Annotated in this window: 12 protein-coding genes and 1 riboswitch; of the genes, 8 read left to right on the top strand and 4 right to left on the bottom strand. The window is 41.9% G+C overall.

The features are described from left to right. The first annotated feature begins 25 nt into the window (after positions 1-25). The 5 genes from LCM11_RS16950 to LCM11_RS16930 all read left to right on the top strand — a co-directional run bounded on the left by LCM11_RS16950 (position 26) and on the right by LCM11_RS16930 (position 7235). A complete protein-coding gene (locus LCM11_RS16950) occupies positions 26-3199 on the top strand; it encodes a bifunctional cytochrome P450/NADPH--P450 reductase (RefSeq protein ID WP_224895477.1) in 3174 nt (1057 codons plus the stop codon). A 194-nt stretch (positions 3200-3393) separates the two neighbouring features. Then, positions 3394-3603, top strand: coding sequence for a hypothetical protein (locus LCM11_RS16945; RefSeq protein ID WP_224895476.1), 210 nt, complete (start codon positions 3394-3396; stop codon positions 3601-3603). 426 nt (positions 3604-4029) lie between these two features. Beyond that, on the top strand, positions 4030-4587 hold the full coding sequence (locus LCM11_RS16940; RefSeq protein WP_224895475.1) for a methyltransferase family protein: 558 nt from the start codon (positions 4030-4032) through the stop codon (positions 4585-4587). 17 nt (positions 4588-4604) lie between these two features. Beyond that, positions 4605-6110, top strand: a complete 1506-nt coding sequence (locus LCM11_RS16935) for a phytoene desaturase family protein (RefSeq protein ID WP_224895474.1) — start codon at positions 4605-4607, stop codon at positions 6108-6110. Positions 6111-6242: 132 nt separating this feature from the next. Next, positions 6243-7235: a sodium:calcium antiporter gene (locus LCM11_RS16930; RefSeq protein WP_224895473.1), complete on the top strand. Its 993-nt coding sequence runs from the start codon at positions 6243-6245 to the stop codon at positions 7233-7235. A gap of 94 nt (positions 7236-7329) precedes the next feature. On the opposite strand, the gene LCM11_RS16925 is transcribed toward LCM11_RS16930, so the two are convergent. Next, complete coding sequence (locus LCM11_RS16925) at positions 7330-9471, bottom strand: MMPL family transporter (protein WP_224895472.1); 2142 nt, start codon at positions 9469-9471, stop codon at positions 7330-7332. A gap of 157 nt (positions 9472-9628) precedes the next feature. Between LCM11_RS16925 and LCM11_RS16920 the strand changes: the two genes are divergently transcribed. Both LCM11_RS16920 and LCM11_RS16915 read left to right on the top strand, forming a co-directional pair. Continuing rightward, a complete protein-coding gene (locus tag LCM11_RS16920) occupies positions 9629-10261 on the top strand; it encodes a uracil-DNA glycosylase (RefSeq protein WP_224895595.1) in 633 nt (210 codons plus the stop codon). 802 nt (positions 10262-11063) lie between these two features. Continuing rightward, entirely contained in the window at positions 11064-12728 is a 1665-nt protein-coding gene (locus LCM11_RS16915; RefSeq protein WP_224895471.1) for a YndJ family protein, read from the top strand. Between the two features lie 170 nt (positions 12729-12898). Here LCM11_RS16915 and LCM11_RS16910 read toward each other — a convergent pair whose 3' ends face one another. The 3 genes from LCM11_RS16910 to LCM11_RS16900 form a co-directional block, all read right to left on the bottom strand. After that, a complete protein-coding gene (locus tag LCM11_RS16910) occupies positions 12899-12994 on the bottom strand; it encodes a putative holin-like toxin (RefSeq protein ID WP_139205849.1) in 96 nt (31 codons plus the stop codon). A 201-nt stretch (positions 12995-13195) separates the two neighbouring features. Then, positions 13196-14236 (bottom strand): ribonucleotide-diphosphate reductase subunit beta, encoded by a 1041-nt coding sequence (locus LCM11_RS16905; protein ID WP_224895470.1) that lies wholly within the window; start codon positions 14234-14236, stop codon positions 13196-13198. A 16-nt stretch (positions 14237-14252) separates the two neighbouring features. After that, complete coding sequence (locus LCM11_RS16900; RefSeq protein ID WP_224895469.1) at positions 14253-16487, bottom strand: ribonucleoside-diphosphate reductase subunit alpha; 2235 nt, start codon at positions 16485-16487, stop codon at positions 14253-14255. Positions 16488-16632: 145 nt separating this feature from the next. Continuing rightward, positions 16633-16808: riboswitch (cobalamin riboswitch) on the bottom strand. A gap of 261 nt (positions 16809-17069) precedes the next feature. Here LCM11_RS16900 and LCM11_RS16895 point away from each other — a divergent pair. After that, positions 17070-17756: a class I SAM-dependent methyltransferase gene (locus tag LCM11_RS16895; RefSeq protein WP_224895468.1), complete on the top strand. Its 687-nt coding sequence runs from the start codon at positions 17070-17072 to the stop codon at positions 17754-17756. Positions 17757-17780: the final 24 nt, after the last annotated feature.

Below are 17780 nucleotides of genomic sequence, written 5' to 3'. Positions count from 1 at the left end.
CATTAATTTAACGAGGTGACTATACGTGGAAAAAACAATTAATCTTCCGCAGCCTAAATCCTATGGGCCACTCGGGAATTTGCCGCTTATTAATAAAGAAAAGCCTATTCAGTCATTTATGAAGCTGGCTGATGAATTCGGTCCGCTTTATCAGTTCCATTTCCCTGGCCGAACCAGCCGATTTGTTTCCAGTGCACAGTTTGCTGCTGAGATTTGTGACGAATCCCGTTTTGATAAGAAGGTCGGGCCTGCTCTGCAAAAGGTTCGTGCTTTTGGAGGAGACGGTTTATTTACTAGTGAAACAGGAGAAATCAATTGGAAAAAAGCTCATAATATTTTATTGCCAAGCTTTAGTCAGCAGGCTATGAAAGGCTATCATAATAAAATGGTTGATCTTGCTTCACAGCTGATCCAAAAATGGGCTCGTCTAAATCCGAATGAGGAAGTTGAAGTTCCGGAAGACATGACTCGCTTAACCCTTGATACAATAGGGTTGTGCGGTTTTAATTACCGTTTCAACAGCTTTTACAGGGAGAGATCTCATCCTTTTGTTGAAAAAATGGTGCATGCGCTTGACGAATCTATGAGTCAAACGCAGCGTTTTGAGATTCAGGATAAACTGATGATTCGTTCTAAAAGACAATATAAAGAAGACATTGATTATATGTTCAACTTAGTTGATCAGTTAATAGCCGACCGTAAGAAAACGGGTGACCAAGGGGAAGATGATCTGCTTGCCCATATGCTGAAAGGGAAAGATCCGGAGACCGGAGAAGCTCTTGACGATGAGAATATCCGCTTCCAAATCATTACTTTTTTAATTGCTGGTCATGAAACGACGAGTGGTCTTCTATCTTTTGCCCTTCATTATCTGATGAAAAATCCTGATAAGTTAAAGAAAGCACAGGAAGAAGTAGATGAAGTCATTGGAGAGGATATCCCCTCCTATAAACAAGTGAAAAAGTTAAAATATGTACGGATGATATTAAATGAGGCTTTACGATTATGGCCCACGGCGCCTGCTTTTTCTGTTTATGCGAAAGAAAATACGACGCTTGCTGGTCAATATGAAGTCGAAAAGGGGGAGACGTTTACACTTCTTCTGCCTCAGCTCCATAGAGATACTAGCATATGGGGAGACGATGTCGAGGCCTTTAAGCCTGAGCGTTTTGAGGATCCTTCCCAAATTCCCCGCCATGCCTACAAACCGTTTGGTAATGGTCAAAGAGCCTGTATAGGACAGCAGTTCGCTCTTCATGAAGCTACTCTTGTGCTTGGGATGGTTCTGCAGTATTTTGACTTGGAAGATCATATGAACTATCAGCTGGATGTCAAAGAAACATTAACAATGAAGCCAGAGGGGCTGACTATGCGTGTGAAATCAAGACGCGATGCATCTTTAATGCAGCCGGCCCCTGCTCAGAAAGAAGCGGAAAAATCATATAAAAAGGAAACGCAAAGTGTTCCTGAGGCAGATGCTCACCTCACTCCATTACTTGTATTATATGGTTCTAATATGGGCACAGCAGAAGGAGTGGCCAGAGAACTTGCACAGACCGGAAAACACCAGGGCTTTGACGTGAAGACAGCTCCATTAAATCAGTACACATCTGCTCTCCCAGCAGAAGGAGCAGTGCTTATAGTCTCAGCTTCTTATAATGGAAACCCTCCGGATAATGCTGATACCTTTGTCCGTTGGCTTAAGGAAGCAGAGGAAGAAGAAGCTAAAGGAGTAAGCTATGCTGTGTTTGGATGTGGAGACCGAAACTGGGCCAGTACTTATCAGCGAATCCCAACGTTAATTGATGAGCAACTTCAAACATTGGGAGCAGAACGTATGCTTGAGCGAGAAGGCGGAGATGCGAGTGAAGATTTCGAAGGCGATTTAGAAAAATGGGAAGCAGCGTTATGGCCGGCACTGGCAGATACGTTTAATTTGAAACTTGAAGAAGCTGATGACCCATCCAGTCATGTTTCAATGGAGTTCGTCAGTGGTGTCACACAGACGCCCCTCGCCCGGACGCATCATGCTTTTACAGCTGTGGTGAATGAAAATCGCGAATTACAGGTGGGGAGCGAACGAAGTACTCGGCATCTGGAATTAAAGCTTCCTGAAGGAGTGAATTACCAAGAGGGTGATCATCTTGGGGTTCTTCCTCAAAATGGCACAGAATTGGTGGAACGTGTCCTTCAGCGCTTCCAATTAAAGGGAGAGGAGTATGTAGTTCTGGGCGAAGATACAGGAAAAGCAACGCATCTTCCTACGAGTCAGCCAATCAGCTTAAGAGAACTCCTGACCTCCTATGTTGAATTGCAAGAGCCGGCTACCAGAAGTCAAATTCGTGACTTGGCTGCTCACAACCCTTGTCCGCCACACAAGATTGAGTTGGAGAGACTTCTTGAGGATGAGACTTACAAAAATGAAATCCTGCGTCATCGTCTTACGATGCTTGATCTTCTTGAAGATTATTTATCGTGTGAAGTTCCTTTTGAAAGATTCCTGGCTTTGCTTCCACCGCTTAAAGCTCGTTACTATTCAATTTCCAGCTCTCCTCGAGAACATAGTGAGGAGGCTAGTGTTACGGTAAGCGTAGTGAAAGATACAGCCTGGAGTGGAAGAAGAGAATACAAAGGCACAGCGTCTAATTATCTGGCTAAACGAGACATTGGAGATAAGGTGGCTTGCTTTATTAACACACCTCAATCCAATTTCACCCTGCCGGATAATCCGGAGACGCCGATGGTATGGATTGGTCCAGGTACCGGTATTGCTCCATTCCGTGGATTTATTCAAGCACGTGATAACCTGCTGAAAGAGGGGCACAGTCTAGGAGAAGCGCATTTGTATTTCGGGTGCAGGCACCCAGAGAAGGACTTCTTGTATAAGAATGAGTTGGAAAATGCAGCAGATAAAGGACTAATCACTCTCCATACTGCTTTTTCAAGAATAGAAGGAAAAGAGAAAGTGTATGTTCAGGATCGATTGGAGGAAGACGCATCTACTGTTCTTTCGCTTCTAGAAAGCGGAGGCTGCTTGTACATTTGTGGTGATGGCAGTGATATGGCTCCCGAGGTCATAGAAAAAATTATAAAAAGTTACCAACACAAACACGAGACGACTTATGAAAGTGCTGCTGAATGGTTAGAAAATCTTGAATTAGAAGGACGTCTTGCTAAAGATGTCTGGGCTGGTGCTTAATACGTCTTGAAAAAATCCCCACAGGACAGCTAACGCCCGGTGGGGATTTTTTAAATAGGGGCTTGCTCTGTATTATAATGGAGATGAAAGTTTGTTGAATATTAACTCACAAAACCTCTTACGTGTAAGCGGTGGCTCCGCAGGGTATAACTAACCATAGATTATGTGGAAGAGGTGATTGGGTGTTTTATTCAGTGACGTTACAAAAAATCATCTTTTTAACCGGGATCGGAGTGATTATTGGAGCCATAGTCGGTTTCACTTCCGTGCTCGGGTTTGATTTGGATGGATCTGTTTTTGTTTTATCCATGTTTTTGAGTATCCTCAGCGTGTATGCAACAGCTATGTACGCAGAGCTCTATCATATCAGGGAAGCAATTAATAAACAGAGAAAAGAGAAGTAATAATGAAAAAGGCCGGTGCTTTTGCACCGGCCTTTCTTAATCTATAAAACTCCAAGTTAAAAGCGCTGCATATACCACAACAATTACGATCATAAGGATATAACTTTGTTTGTTCAGCGATTTAAAGATAATATAGAATGTAAGGAGAACAACCGCTATAATAAAGGTAACATATACTATTTCCATTCGCTGTTATTCATCTCCTTAGAAATCAAAGAACTCTTTGAAGAGAGAGTACAGGGTATTTTATACTCTGTTTTATCTATCATAAATTCAGTCTCTTCATCTTTCAAGCAGTTCGCAGAGAGTGTTTCACCGTTTAATCGGATTGAATTATGGGAACTGCTAGAGGGTAGCAGCTATGAAAAAGAAGAGGGGGAACAAGATGGCTATGAAGAAGCTTCATCTCGGAAATAGTTCGGATACATGAGTACATTCGAAGCCATTTTTTTGCTGGTAACTGCCCTGTGGGTTGGTGAATTCATCCTGTTCCGCAATCGTGGTTCTTCTAAAACCGAACATCTGGAACGCCAATCGTTCCCCCTTATCCTTATTGCCGTTATATTGGCTGTAGCATTATCACTCGTGATGCGTGAATGGAATATAGGTGTGATGGATTCTGAGACCCTGTGGTGGTTCGGTTTACTTCTTTATACAGGTGGAGTTGCTTTACGCTACTGGGGGATTATTCATTTAAAAGATCAGTTTACCAGGGACGTGTCTGTAAAGAAAGGTGATCGTCTAGTAAGCAGTGGACCTTACCGTAAATTACGGCATCCTTTATATACAGGACTGTTCTTTATCATCGTTGGTTTTTGTGTGGGAGTGGGGAATTTGTGGACAGCTATTCTTTGTGGCGGATTGCTGGCAGCCTCTTTACTACATAGAATTCGCATTGAAGAAGCCATGTTAACGCAAGCTCATGGAGAGATGTATCGAAGCTGGTGTCAAACAAGATATCGTTTGATTCCGTTTGTTTATTAAACGTGGAGGTGGAAGTGTTGAAACAGAAAACAGCGATTGTCGTAGGTGCAGGACTTGGTGGGATGTCAACTGCGATCCGTTTAAGCGGTGACGGATATAAGGTAAAATTAATTGAAAAAAACAGCAACCTTGGTGGTAAGTTGAATCGAAGAGAAGGTAAAGGCTTTACTTTCGATACGGGACCTTCCATCTTAACCATGCCGTGGGTATTAGAGCAGTTATTTGAGAGTGTACACCGTAAACTTGAGGATTACATAACGGTGGAGCGTGTGGAACCACAATGGAGAACTTTTTTCGAAGACGGTACTCAGCTTGACGTAACAAGTGATTTGCCTGGCATGCTTGAGGAAATGGCGAAAGTTACGGATCGCCCGAACCGTAAGCTTACGGACTTTCTATCTTATACACAGGATATGTACGAGTTATGTATGAAGAGTTTTTACAAGTATAGCATTCAGGACTTAAAAGATTTGAAAAGCCATCATAAGCTGAGCGAGCTTTTGAAAATGGATCCATTGAATACAGTAGCTAAGTCGACGCATAAGCATTTCGATAATAAATATTTGGAGCAGTTATTCAATTTCTTTGTAATGTATGTAGGTTCCAACCCCTATTCTTCTCCTGCCATTTTAAATCAGCTGGTGTATGTGCAGCTGGGATTAGGCATTCACTACGTCAAGGGAGGAATGTATCAGATCGCAGAAGCCATGGGCCGATTGATGGATGAACTTCGCGTAGATATCCATCTGAACACTCCTGTCCAGCGTCTGGTTGTAGAAGGGGAGACAGTAGTCGGAGTTGAAACAGAAGAAGGAGTCGTTCATGAAGCGGATGTAGTCGTTTCAAACCTAGAAGCAATTCCTGCTTACCGACGCTTGGCTCCGCAGACATCCAAAGTGAAAAAAGAAACAAAAACACTTCAGAAGAAGTTTGATCCAACAGTCTCAGGGCTTGTCCTGCTTCTTGGCACTGATAAGAAATTCGACCAATTAAAGCACCATAACTTCTTCTTTTCCGAAGACCCTGAAAAAGAATTTAAGCAGATATTTGATCAGGGCAAACCAGCTGATGATCCCACTATCTATATTGGGATTTCTGCAAGGTCTGATGAAACCCAGGCACCAGCGGGTAAAGACAACTTATTTGTATTAACGCATGTTCCGCCGCTGACAGATGGAAAACGTAAGCCGATTGACTGGGATCAATACCGGGAAAAAGTTATTGAGAAACTTGAAAGAATGGGACTCACAGGTCTAAGTGATTCTATTGAATTTGAATATCGCTTTACTCCGGAGGATTTAGAATCCTTATACGGACCTAATGGGGGATCTATTTACGGAATTGCTGCCGACCGGAAATCAAATGGCGGATTTAAAATTCCATCCAGAAGTCAGGTGTACGATGGACTATACTTCGCCGGCGGCTCTACCCACCCTGGAGGCGGTGTACCAATGGTTACACTTTCAGGGCAGCTGACAGCCGACTTAATTAAAGAAGATGAAAAAAAAGCTGTTAAACAATAGGACGTTCAATTAAAAAGGCCGGCATTTTGCTGGCCTTTTTTTACTGTTTAAGAACGGCAACCAGAGGGAAAGGTGACAAAATGTTGCTGAAATAATTTATAAATGGAATGAATAGATGAAGGAGTTAATCGAATGAGTAATTGGTTAGTATTCGTATTATTTATCTTGTCAGGGATAAGTACATTTTTTATTGCCTCAAGACTCTCTGTATTCGGAGATGCTGTTAAAGAAAAGAGCCGGGCATCCTCAACATTTATGGGAGCTATTATCGGAATAGCTATATCATTGCCTGAACTGACATCGAGTGTTACGGCTATAATTATTGACAGTCCTGATCTGGCTGTTGGAAATCTGATAGGAAGTAACCTTTTTAATATTATGGGGCTTGCTATCTTTGATATTGTGTACAGACGCTATCAAATTTTAACCCATGCTACCGTAGAGAGTAAGCTGTACGGATGGCTGGTTATTCTTATGACGTTGATTGTAATGCTTGGATTGACGTTCTCTTTACCAACTCATATCTTTCACGTTAGTTATACGGCAATAGCTACCATTCTAATCTATTTTATAGGCTCAAAGTTAATTAATGACCGTACAGAATATAAAGGACGAAAAGTGAAGAGAGAGGATAAGAATAAAAAGTATTCCGAATACACCTATCGTCAGGTATTATTCCATTTTATTGTGTCCGCTGTATTAATCATGATTATAGGAAGTGTCCTGACTATCACGGCGGAAAGAATTTCTGCTATTACAGGGATTGGTGCTTCTTTCATTGGAGCCTTTCTTGTTGCTATCAGCACATCGCTGCCTGATGCAGTCAGTGTAGGAACGGCGCTTAAGCTGAGAAATTTTAATTTAGGAATTAGTTCACTACTTGGAAGTAATGCCTTTAATTTAATGATTCTAGCTATAACAGATCTGATGTACTTCAGAGGAAATCTTCTTCAGGGGTCAAGTCCTGCCAATCTACTAACAGGAGCAGCGTCGATTCTATTTATCCTGCTGATTATCTTTAGTATTTCCAGGAGAAAAGCTAAAGCATGGAACTATTTATGGCCTTCCTTCCTTATAATTGCAAGTTATTTTGTCACGACTTATTTTGTCTTTCAGATTAAATAAAAAAGCGGCCGAGCAGCCGCTGTAAGTGGATCGAAGAACTTTAAAGTTCTTCGCTCCGTTTATTTTTTTGCTGCAGAGGTAGGAACTGCTATTTTTAATTTTTGTCAGGAACTCTTTTACCTTTTTGGTTATGGCTGCTAAAAGGGAGCCACCAATTCCAGTCACCTAAAAGCTTCATTAAACTAGGGACGAGGAGTAAACGTATAACGGTTGCATCTATAAATATAGCGATAGCAATACCTATTCCAATCTGCTTAACCGGTACGACACCAGTAAAAGCAAAAGCTCCTGTAATGACAATCATAATAAGAGCCGCAGAGGTTATGATTTTACTAGTGGTAGCAAGCCCCTCTATCGTAGATTTTGTATTATCACCTGTCTCAAGATAAAATTCGTGAATTCTTGAGATCAGAAACACTTCGTAATCCATACTTAAACCAAAAACAAGACTGAAAACAATAACAGGTAAAATAAGGGCGATATCCGCTTCATTCAAACCGAAATGCCCACCCTGAAAGAGCCATACAAGAATTCCGAAGGTTGAGGTAAGGCCGATTACATTCATCAGGATCGCTTTTAAAGGAATGATAATGGAACGAAATGCGATCATCAGGATGATGAACGTGGAAACGATAATGATTGTCAAAGTTAATCCGATATTATCGGAAATCTCCGTATAAATCTCCTGATTGAATTTTGGCTGCCCCCCAAACATCATGGAGACTTCCCATTCATCGTTAGACCAGTCTGTCATAAGCTCCTGGGCTTCAGAAGAATTGGCTGCTACATTTAATTGAACAGGGATCATTAACTGATCTCCTGCAAGAAACTGCTCTATCGCAGGCTCCAGCTGCTGTCGTGAGGCAGACTTTTCCAAAGCAGATGATAGTTGTTCAGGTGAATTTATCTCGCTCGTTGTGTACAGGGTATCAACAGCCGCTACAATCTCTGGCTCCAACAATTTTTCCTGAAGGTCTTTCATCTGTTTTAACCCATCTTCCTCCAGCCATTCACCTTCTCGTTCAGCAATGATGTAAGCGGTGCTCTCTTCAGAGCCCATAAAGGTTTCATCGATGGTTTCAAAAGCAGCTCTTGAATCATAGCTTTCTGGTAAAGCGTTAATCGTCGGGATAGATAAATTCATATTCGTTACAGGGATCACACCAATTATTAAAATCATTAAAGCAGAAAGAGAAATCCAGGCGGGGTGCTTCATTACACCACGCGCAAATTTTCTCCATCTTGGTGTTGTATCCTTCTGGAAGGGGATTAATCTCCATTTGTTCACGTTTGCACCAAATACGTAAAGTAACGAAGGCAGAAGTGTTAGGGAGCACAACACTGCTGCTATAATAACCACAGATCCTCCGATAGCAATATTCATAAAGATATCTACTTCTATTACACTCATGGCTGCAAGGCCGATAAACACGCAGACAGCTGAGAATAGGATGGATCGGCCTGCTGTTTCAATCGTAGTTTTCAGGGCTTCGGCTTTCTCCTGCTTCAATAGTTCTTCACGGTATCGATTAATAAATAAAAGAGCAAAATCAATGCTGAGGGCCAGACCGATCATAGGTGCAATATTCAAAATGAAAATGGACAACTGATATTCTTGACCAATAAGAGCCAGAATGCCAAAGCCGACTACAATGGTGATTCCTCCGATGATTAATGGAAGAATGGAGGCAAGAGCTGTTCCAAAAGCGAGAATTAAGATGATTAGGGCTACCGGAAGTCCGATCAACTCCGCACGTTTTAGATCCTCCTGGCTCGCTTTATTAATATCTTCAGATATCACAGGGGCTCCTGTTAGAGAAACCCCTTCTACCTCTCCGGTAATCTCTTCTACCTGTTGAATAGCTTCTTTCATATCCTCTGGCTCTTCTGAAAAATGGATAGAAGCATAAGACGTCTCGTTTTTCTGCATGGATTCATCATCAAGTGGTGACTGAATACGGGAGGCAATATCTAAATCATTTATATCTTCTAAGACGGAAGCGATGGTATCCTCTGATTTATTCTCAAATAATAGTAGGAATGTGGATTCAGGAAAGTCAAAGTCTTCATTTAGTTTTTCTTCTACCTGTTCATATTCCCCATCTGTACGGAAGCCGTCGCCTTCTAATAAAGAGGGCAATTGAATAGCAAAATAACCCATAACTAAGGCTATTATGATCCAAAAAGCGAGCAGCCACTTATGGGAGCTTACGATAAAGGAGGAAATTTTGCGCATGATCATCGATCTCCTTCAATGATTTTCTAGGATAATGGTCTCCTACAAATAATACTCCTTTTAACATGGCTTGAAAACTAAAAACTTCCAGTGTGTAGGACATGCATTTCCGTGGAATATAGGTATCAATGAAAAGAGGAAGGGAAAGGTGTCTTTCATGCAATTTCCGGATGAATTAATTAAGGAAGCAAAAACAAGAATAGCAGGATTCGATGTTGAAGGCTTTGTCCTGGGGCAGGGAGATGAATCCAGTAACATTATGATTGTCGGTGAGGCTCCAGGAGAGAATGAAGCTGTAAAAGGAGAACCTTTTATAGGCAGAGCGGGGGATGAACTGGATAAACAGTTAAATTATATAGGTTTAGAAAGAAAAGACGTCTATATTACAAGTGCAGTGAGAAGCCGCCCTTACAAATGGGTAAAGACCACTAAAAAAGGGTCAGGGGGCCAAAGGAAAGCAAACCGAAAACCAAATCAGAAGGAGATTCTTGCTCATGCTCCTCTCTTGGATTACCAAATCGAAAAAATGGATCCTGAAGTGATCATTGCCCTTGGAGGTGTAGCGTATGAACGACTGATGGGAAGAAAGGACAAAATCAGCGAACTAGTAGGGAAAGTAATTCGAACCCCGATTATGCGGTTTGATCGTGAGAAGGAAAAATACGTGGAAACTGAAAAAAGCTATCTAATTATCCCGCTCTATCATCCGGCAGCTGTTTTTTATAATCCTAAAATTAAAGAAGATATATATGCATCACTGGATGAAATGAAAAATAATCTTAACTTATAAAGCAGCTGAGTTTAAAAAAAATTGGCTTTAAGGTTTATTACGCAATAGAGCCGGTTACTGTAATACTCCGTTTTGAGATATATTTAGTCCGTTTATAAGAAAGAGAGAAGGATGGCTACGGAAACAACTCGCTTTCCTGCGGCCCTACAAGACGTAGGGTCGATCGACGTTGCCACAGGACGTGGCGACTTTAGTCGATCCTCCTTTTCTCAGGCGCCTCCTCAGTCGTTATCACTCCCTGTGGGGTCTCGCCTAGCTCCTTCTCCCGCGGGAGTCTCGCTGTTTTCTCCGCCATCCTATGATCGAGGAGTGAACGGACCCTTCTAAAAGTGAGGTAATCGTTCTGGATCAGCCTGAAACCCTTAAATATCAGGGATTATCCACTTAAAAAAGCTAGATGCTCTTTTGTTCTCCGGTTAATTATAGAAAGCATTATTGGAGTTGCTGATTTGGCAGGTCCGGAGGGGGACGATGGAGACTCCTGCGGGATGAACATGATCGGTGAGACCCCGCAGGACGACAGTCCGAGGAGGCTCAGCACATGCCCGCGGAAAGCGGAATCGTCCCCCGCAGGACCTAGCCCTCATAACAAATATCTCGAAACTGAGTCTTCAAGTAATGGGAGCTTTCTCTTAATAACAGTCAGGAAGTGTAACAGAGCCAAAAATTTATATTGAATGTAGAGGGAGAAGTACTTGGTGAGCATCTCGATTTTCTGGAGCAGAGCTAACCTTTTCTCGGCGGGTTTTGATAAAATGAAGAAAAGAGGATGAAATGACCGTCCGATAGGGGAGGAAAGCTTGTGAAAAATCCCGGGAGTTGGAGTGCCCTGGCTGGAGCATTTTTATTTCTATTCTGGGTCATCTTTTTTGAAGGAAGCAGTATTACTCTGATCTTAGGTTTTGCCTTTCTTGTACTTGTCCCTTTGTTATTGGAAGAAGCCATTCAGAGTGCAGAGGGGAGCCGTCCGGAAAAGTGGCTGTGGAGTGTGATGAGCTGTTCTTTACCTTTTTCAGCTGCAGGTATGATCGCCATTTCGCTGCCGCCAGGAAATGAAGCAGGGTGGTGGGCGGCCGTCTGGTTTTTTTATACACTTCTCATCGCTTTTGGAGGTTTCATGAGGTTGTTAGGCAGAGGATTCGGACCTGTCGAAGAAACTGTCATTGATATTGGTTTGATTTACATAGCGGTTGGAGGAGGACTGCTGGTTTGTTCCAGTACGGGATGGACTGGTATCTTTCCATATTCAGAGACGATTCTTAAGCTCACCGTCGTTCACTTTCATTATGCGGCTTTTGTATTACCGCTTGTGACAGGATTCTTTGGACGCTACCGTGCAGAAGGTAACAGAGTTAGAAAGAATTTTATGGTTACCCCGTACTTGTGGTTAGCAGCCGGAGTGATGGTGAGTCCTTTAATTACTGGACCTGGATTAAGTTTGGAGACTCCTTTTACATCAATTACAGCAGGTGTTTACTTCCTTGTGCTTGTCTGGCTTTGTTTATGGTGGTTTTGGCTCTCCGTTTATTTTAAATTGTGGATTGGAATGGCTTTGCGCTCTGCATCTCTCCTTCTATTAGGAACTATGCTGCTTGCTTTATTCACTGGTTTGAACATCTGGTTAGAAGCTTATTGGGTGCAGGTGAATACAATCGTTGGCTATCAAGGCCTGTGGATAGCACCCGCTTTTTCCATTTTATCTGCTCTGGCATGGCGCGGCGTTCATGCTCCAAAAAGGCATGCCTACACCGTCTTTCCTATTAGTCACATACGTGCTGAGCGAGGTAGTATTAACCCTAAAATAGATTATAAACCTTGGGCAGTTTCTCACGAATATGTGACAGGGCTTGTCCATGACTGGAGTCCTTTTAACAGTCGCCATTTTCATACGGAATCTATGGATCCCCTGGTGAAAAGGTGGTTCCTGCATACCGGTGATTTTCATGTGCAAGCGTCTATTCAATGGACCAAAGGATTTAGATCAATTGCTGGCTGGATGAGCCAATGGGGATTTCCCCTATCCGGATGTGTGGCACTTCAAGGAGAAGCCATTTCTATATCTGACTATAAAGATGGTCGAAATTCTGTAAGAGCGTGGATAACGCGTAATAAACAAACGAAAGAACCGCTAAATACAGCTTTATATTCCTTTCATGAACATGCGGGTGAAACCTATTTTAATATAGGTTTCCCTGTACCGCATGGTGTTTTGACGGTTATTGGAAGGCTTGAGACAGATGAAAAAGGCGGTCTGCTTTTAGAAACCATGCGGCGTAAAGATGACCGGGGAGACGAAGGCATCTACTTCACACTAGGGGAGTGGACAATGAGGCTTCCAGTACGAGGGATGTTTCACGTGAAAAAAGCAAAAACAGAAGGAGACTTGCTTGGGGATCTTCATCTGCGTGTGGGTTCTATTAATCTTTTGCATATACAATATCAAATGCAAGAAAGACGAGCCGGATAGTACCTTGTATTACTGAGGGGCAAACGGAAATAAAAGATCATTGCTTTTTGCTTTCGGCTTACGCGGAGTGTGCTATAATAAAAGCAAATCAGGTCACAGCTGCGACTGTGACCTGATTGGATACCGTTCGTTTTTTTCGGTTGAGGACCCTTTCACTTATGTGAAAGGGTCTATTTGTTGTTGTTCATTTTTATGATCAGCGCCAGGAGTGTAATGATAAATGTCCCGAACGCCAACATGACCATAAGCGCCTCATATGTGCTCATAAATGACATCACTCCTTTTCTATCGCCACCTGACCTAATCCTAGAGAACGGTATCTATATATAAGGATACCATATTTTTAATATAAACAAGAACATTTGTTCGTGTTAAATGTAAAAATAGCCAGAACGTACCATATAAAACCACCTCAGGTCATCCATAATCTGGATGACCTGAGGTGGTATATTTTTCCTTTTTTAGTTTTAAAGTTCGTCGAAGCCATTGGTTTCGGATACTTTAGTGTACTGTCTGGATTTCTGTTCAAAGAAATCTGATTTTCCTTCGTCGACTTCCTGATAAGCTTTAATCCACTTTAAAGGATTTTCCTTATACTCAGGAAAAGGCTTTTCGGCTCCCAGTAAGCGGCATCGTTTATTAGCCATGAACCGAATATAATCTTCCAGGTCACCGATCGGAATACCGGGGAAGCGGTCTCCTAGAATATGATGTGCCCATTTGATTTCAAGTTCCACCGCTTCTTGGAATGTATCTGTGACAAACCGACGGTACTTTTGTTCGTCCAGCTGCGGGTTTTCACTTAATGTTTCATTAAATATTCGTCCAAACAGACTTACATGAATCTGTTCATCTCTATTTATATAGTTAATCATAGTGCTGGTCGATACCATCTTATTGTTACGTGCCAGGTTATAGAAGAAAGCGAATCCTGCATAAAAGAATAAGCCTTCCAGGACAACATCGTAAACGATAGACTTTAAAAAGGTGTCTACAGAGGGATCATCGGCAAAAGCCTGATACCCATCTGTAATGAACTGGTTTCTCTCAATAAGGACATCATCGTGCTTCCAGTATTCGAAGATTTCTTCCTGTTCATCCTGATCCACTAGAGTCGATAACACATATGAATAGGATTGGTTGTGGACCACTTCCTGGAAAGCTAATACTTGCATGAGGGCAGATAAACTGGAATCCGTTAAATAGTCAGCTATCTTTCCGGAGTAGTCCGTTTGAATAGAGTCCAGGAAGGCAAGAAGTCCGATAATTTTCTTGAACGTTGCCTGCTCCTGATCTGACAGGGTACCCCATTGTTTTAAGTCATTGCTCATATTAATTTCATTAGGAATCCAGAAATTAGCCAGCATATTTTTATACATAGGATACGTCCAGGAGTAACGGGTATTATCCCAGTTTAGTACGTTAGAGCTTCTGCCGTTAATGATTCCGGTAGAAGCGTTAGGGGCCTGGTGGTCTACTAATTTTCGTTTTTGGATGGTTTCGTTCATTTGGTTTGTCCTCCTTCTATGAAGAGCAGCTATCACATTCGTCATATTCACCCTGGCTTGAGGTCGATCTTGTGTAATAGGTAGTTTTTAATCCTGATTTCCAGGCATCGATATGCAGATCTAATAGTTCTTTAGCATGTATAGAATTTCGAACGTATAAGTTAAATGAAATGGATTGATCAATATATTTTTGACGCACAGCGTTTTGCTGTATGCTTGTATGCTGGTCTATATCGTAAGCCGATTTGTAATACCAGAACGTTTCCGGGCTGAGATCCGGTGCTGTTACCGGAATTTTATAATCCTTCTTTTCTTCTGAATAAAAACGTTTAAAGATTGGATCGATGCTCGCTGTACTTCCAGCAATCAGAGAAGTACTGGAATTAGGAGCGACGGCCATTAAATATCCATTCCGAATTCCATCTCTCTGAACCTTATCTTTTAAGGCGTTCCAATTCCAATCCTCATTTTGGTCAAACGACCGTTTAAGAAAGAATTCTCCTGTAGACCAGTCAGATCCCTCGAATAAAGGATAACTCCCTTTCTCGGCTGCTAATTCGCTGCTGGCTTCAATGGTGTAATAGGCAATTGCCTGGTACACTTCTTCAGCATAATTCACGGCTTTTTCAGATTCCCATGCTATTTTCTTTTGAGCAAGCAAATGTGCCCAGCCGAAGGTGCCAAGACCAATACCTCGGTAAGACTGGTTTGTCATTTGAGCCTGCAGAACCGGAATAGTATTTTCATCAATCACGTTATCCAGCATTCTTACCTGAATGGAAACTAAACGTTTTAAGACTCCTTTAGGCACGGCGCGGCCAAGATTTACACTGGAGAGATTACATACTACAAAATCCCCCGGGTTTTTAACCGTTATAATTTTCCCTTCTTCTAAATACTGTTCTTCCTGAACAGTGGGGCTCTGGTTCTGAGTGATTTCCGTGCATAGGTTGCTGCAATAGATCATCCCAGCATGATGATTCGGATTCATACGGTTCACTTCATCACGGTAGAACATGTAAGGTGTACCTGTTTCGAGCTGGCCCACCATAATTTTTTTCATAATGTCTATAGCAGCTACTCTTTCTTTAGACAGCTCTGGATGATTGACGCAAGCTTCGTACCTTTTACGGAAGGTTCCTCTGCCGCGTTCTTCATCATAAGCATCTTCCAAAGAGAAACCCATAACATCTCGAACTTCGTGAGGATCAAATAAATACCAGTCTTCCCGCTTTTCTACAGCTTCCATAAAAACATCCGGTATGGATACGCCTGTAAATAAATCATGGGTGCGCTGACGCTCGTCTCCATTGTTTAAGCGACTGTCAAGAAAAGGGAAAATGTCCTTATGCCAAATATCCAGATACACAGCAATCGCTCCTTGACGCTGCCCGAGCTGGTCTACACTGACTGCCGTGTTATTCAATTGCTTCATCCAAGGGATAACACCTGAAGAAACCCCTTTAAATCCTTGAATGTCACTTCCACGGCTCCTGATTTTGCCGAGATAAACACCAATTCCTCCGCCATGTTTGCTCAAGTTCGCTATATCTGTATTACTGTCATAAATAGACTGAAGACTATCGTCTACCGTTTCTATAAAACAAGAACTTAATTGGCCATATCTTTTGCCTGCGTTAGCTAAAGTAGGGGTAGCGACGGTCATGTATAGATGACTTAAAGCCCAATAGGCTTCTTTTATGAGCTCCATACGTACTGACTTATTCTCCTGAGCCATGATTACCATCGAAATGATCATAAACCGTTCTTGCGGAAGCTCATATATGTCTTTGGACTTGGAGCGTGCTAAGTATCGATCGCTTAAAGTTTTAAGACCAATATAAGTAAAAAAGTGATCACGTTCTGGGGCGAGGATAGCTTCAAGGTGATCTATTTCTTCTTTGGAATAATCAGCAAGCAATGATTTTGAATAAATTTCTTCGTTCGTTAAAATTTCGATTAATGAATAAAATCCTTTATAGGGGCTGTCCTCCATACGGTTATGAGCTGAATTTTGGTACATTTGCTCCAAGTGAATCCTGCTCGCGGCAAAGGTCCAATCAGGTCCTGTCTCATCCATTTCAGCCAGACACTCAAGTATTAATGCTTTGGATTGCTCTTCATTAGTCATTTGACTCAGCCCTAGCCCTGGAACTTTCTTAAGGATTCGTTCCACATCCAACTGGGGAAATTCTTTTTGAATGTCGATTAGCTTCTGTTCCCATTTTGTTTGCATAGATTGAACGCTCATGTATTCGTACTCCTTTTATTCATAGGTAATTTCGGACATAAAAAAATCCGCTCACTTATTGAGCGGATGAAACCATAGAACGAGGCAAATAAACCATACGAAGACCTCATTCTATCGCTTCATCTTCTCAATCCCCGAAGAAGTTGAAACTTCAGCGAATAAAGACAGGTCTCCTGACTTACGTTCGATACTACTATGGTCCTTCCCGTACATGAGTACAGTGGATAATCCATTTCGCGAACGCTAACAGTTGCGGGGGCAGTTCCGGCTTTCTCCGGATTCCCTATTAAGCCTGATGGCATCTTTGATTCACGAATACTATATATAGTGTTTTATGATATATAAATTAGCTTATATTGTGCTTATATCATATCTAAGATAAAAGGAAAGTGCAAATATTTTGTTAGAAACCTCCCCGTTTGAAACCTATTTTTTTCCACGTGAGACCTACCAGCACACTCTTTTCCCATATCAAAAAAATTTTCAAAACGTTGCTTATTTAATTATAATAAAAGGTAATAAACATTCTATGGTGAACTATACAATAATGACGGAAATAGATAAACAGGGGGATTTGTAAATATGGAACCAACATTTAATTGGCACCAGGAAGCCGCTAAACAATGGGATGAACGAGCAGAATTCTGGAATCAGCGTAGTCAGACGATGTGGGATGAGGGAAGTCGTAAAACGATTATTCCTTTTTTGAAAAATCACCTGCCCCCGGGTAATTCTGTTGCTGACCTGGGCTGTGGAGATGGATATGGATCATATAAATTGTATCAGGAAGGCTACGAGGTAACGGGAGTAGATCTTTCTAAAGATATGATTGAACGAGCAGTAAAACGATTACAAACTGAAGGACTAGCCTTTACGCAGGGGGATTTGACGAAACTGCCTTTCGCTTCAGAAAGCTTTGATGGCATAATGGCTATTAACTCTCTCGAGTGGATTGAAGTGCCCCATCAGGGACTTGAGGAAATGAAGAGGATCTTACGTCCCGGAGGCAAGCTGTGTATTGGAATACTTGGACCAACGGCCATGCCGAGGATAAATAGCTATCCAAGAGTATATGGTGAAAAAGTAATTTGCAACACGATGATGCCATGGGAGCTCGCTAAACTGGCTGAAGAAACTGGCTGGATACAGACAGGGGGCCAAGGGGTGTATAAACGCGGGGTTGATGAGAAACAAATTGCACATCTGGATCAAGATTTGAAGCAGGCCCTTACATTTATGTGGATTTTTATCTTTGAGAAGCAAAATTAAATCAATATAACGATCAAATCGCGG

The organism is Halobacillus halophilus, from assembly GCF_020171985.1.
In the GTDB taxonomy this organism is placed as follows: Bacteria; Bacillota; Bacilli; order Bacillales; family Halobacillaceae; genus Halobacillus; species Halobacillus halophilus_A.
Note: the sequence above shows the minus strand (reverse complement) of the source record. Positions and strands in the feature narration are given on the sequence as shown.

Excerpts from the sequence above, each read along its gene's own strand:
- LCM11_RS16940 (WP_224895475.1), top strand. The coding sequence starts at position 4,030 with ATGAGTACATTCGAAGCCATTTTTTTGCTGGTAACTGCCCTGTGGGTT.
- LCM11_RS16930 (WP_224895473.1), top strand. The coding sequence starts at position 6,243 with ATGAGTAATTGGTTAGTATTCGTATTATTTATCTTGTCAGGGATAAGT.
- LCM11_RS16925 (WP_224895472.1), bottom strand. The coding sequence starts at position 9,471 with ATGCGCAAAATTTCCTCCTTTATCGTAAGCTCCCATAAGTGGCTGCTC.
- LCM11_RS16920 (WP_224895595.1), top strand. The coding sequence starts at position 9,629 with ATGCAATTTCCGGATGAATTAATTAAGGAAGCAAAAACAAGAATAGCA.
- LCM11_RS16910 (WP_139205849.1), bottom strand. The coding sequence starts at position 12,994 with ATGAGCACATATGAGGCGCTTATGGTCATGTTGGCGTTCGGGACATTT.
- LCM11_RS16905 (WP_224895470.1), bottom strand. The coding sequence starts at position 14,236 with ATGAACGAAACCATCCAAAAACGAAAATTAGTAGACCACCAGGCCCCT.
- LCM11_RS16900 (WP_224895469.1), bottom strand. The coding sequence starts at position 16,487 with ATGAGCGTTCAATCTATGCAAACAAAATGGGAACAGAAGCTAATCGAC.
- LCM11_RS16895 (WP_224895468.1), top strand. The coding sequence starts at position 17,070 with ATGGAACCAACATTTAATTGGCACCAGGAAGCCGCTAAACAATGGGAT.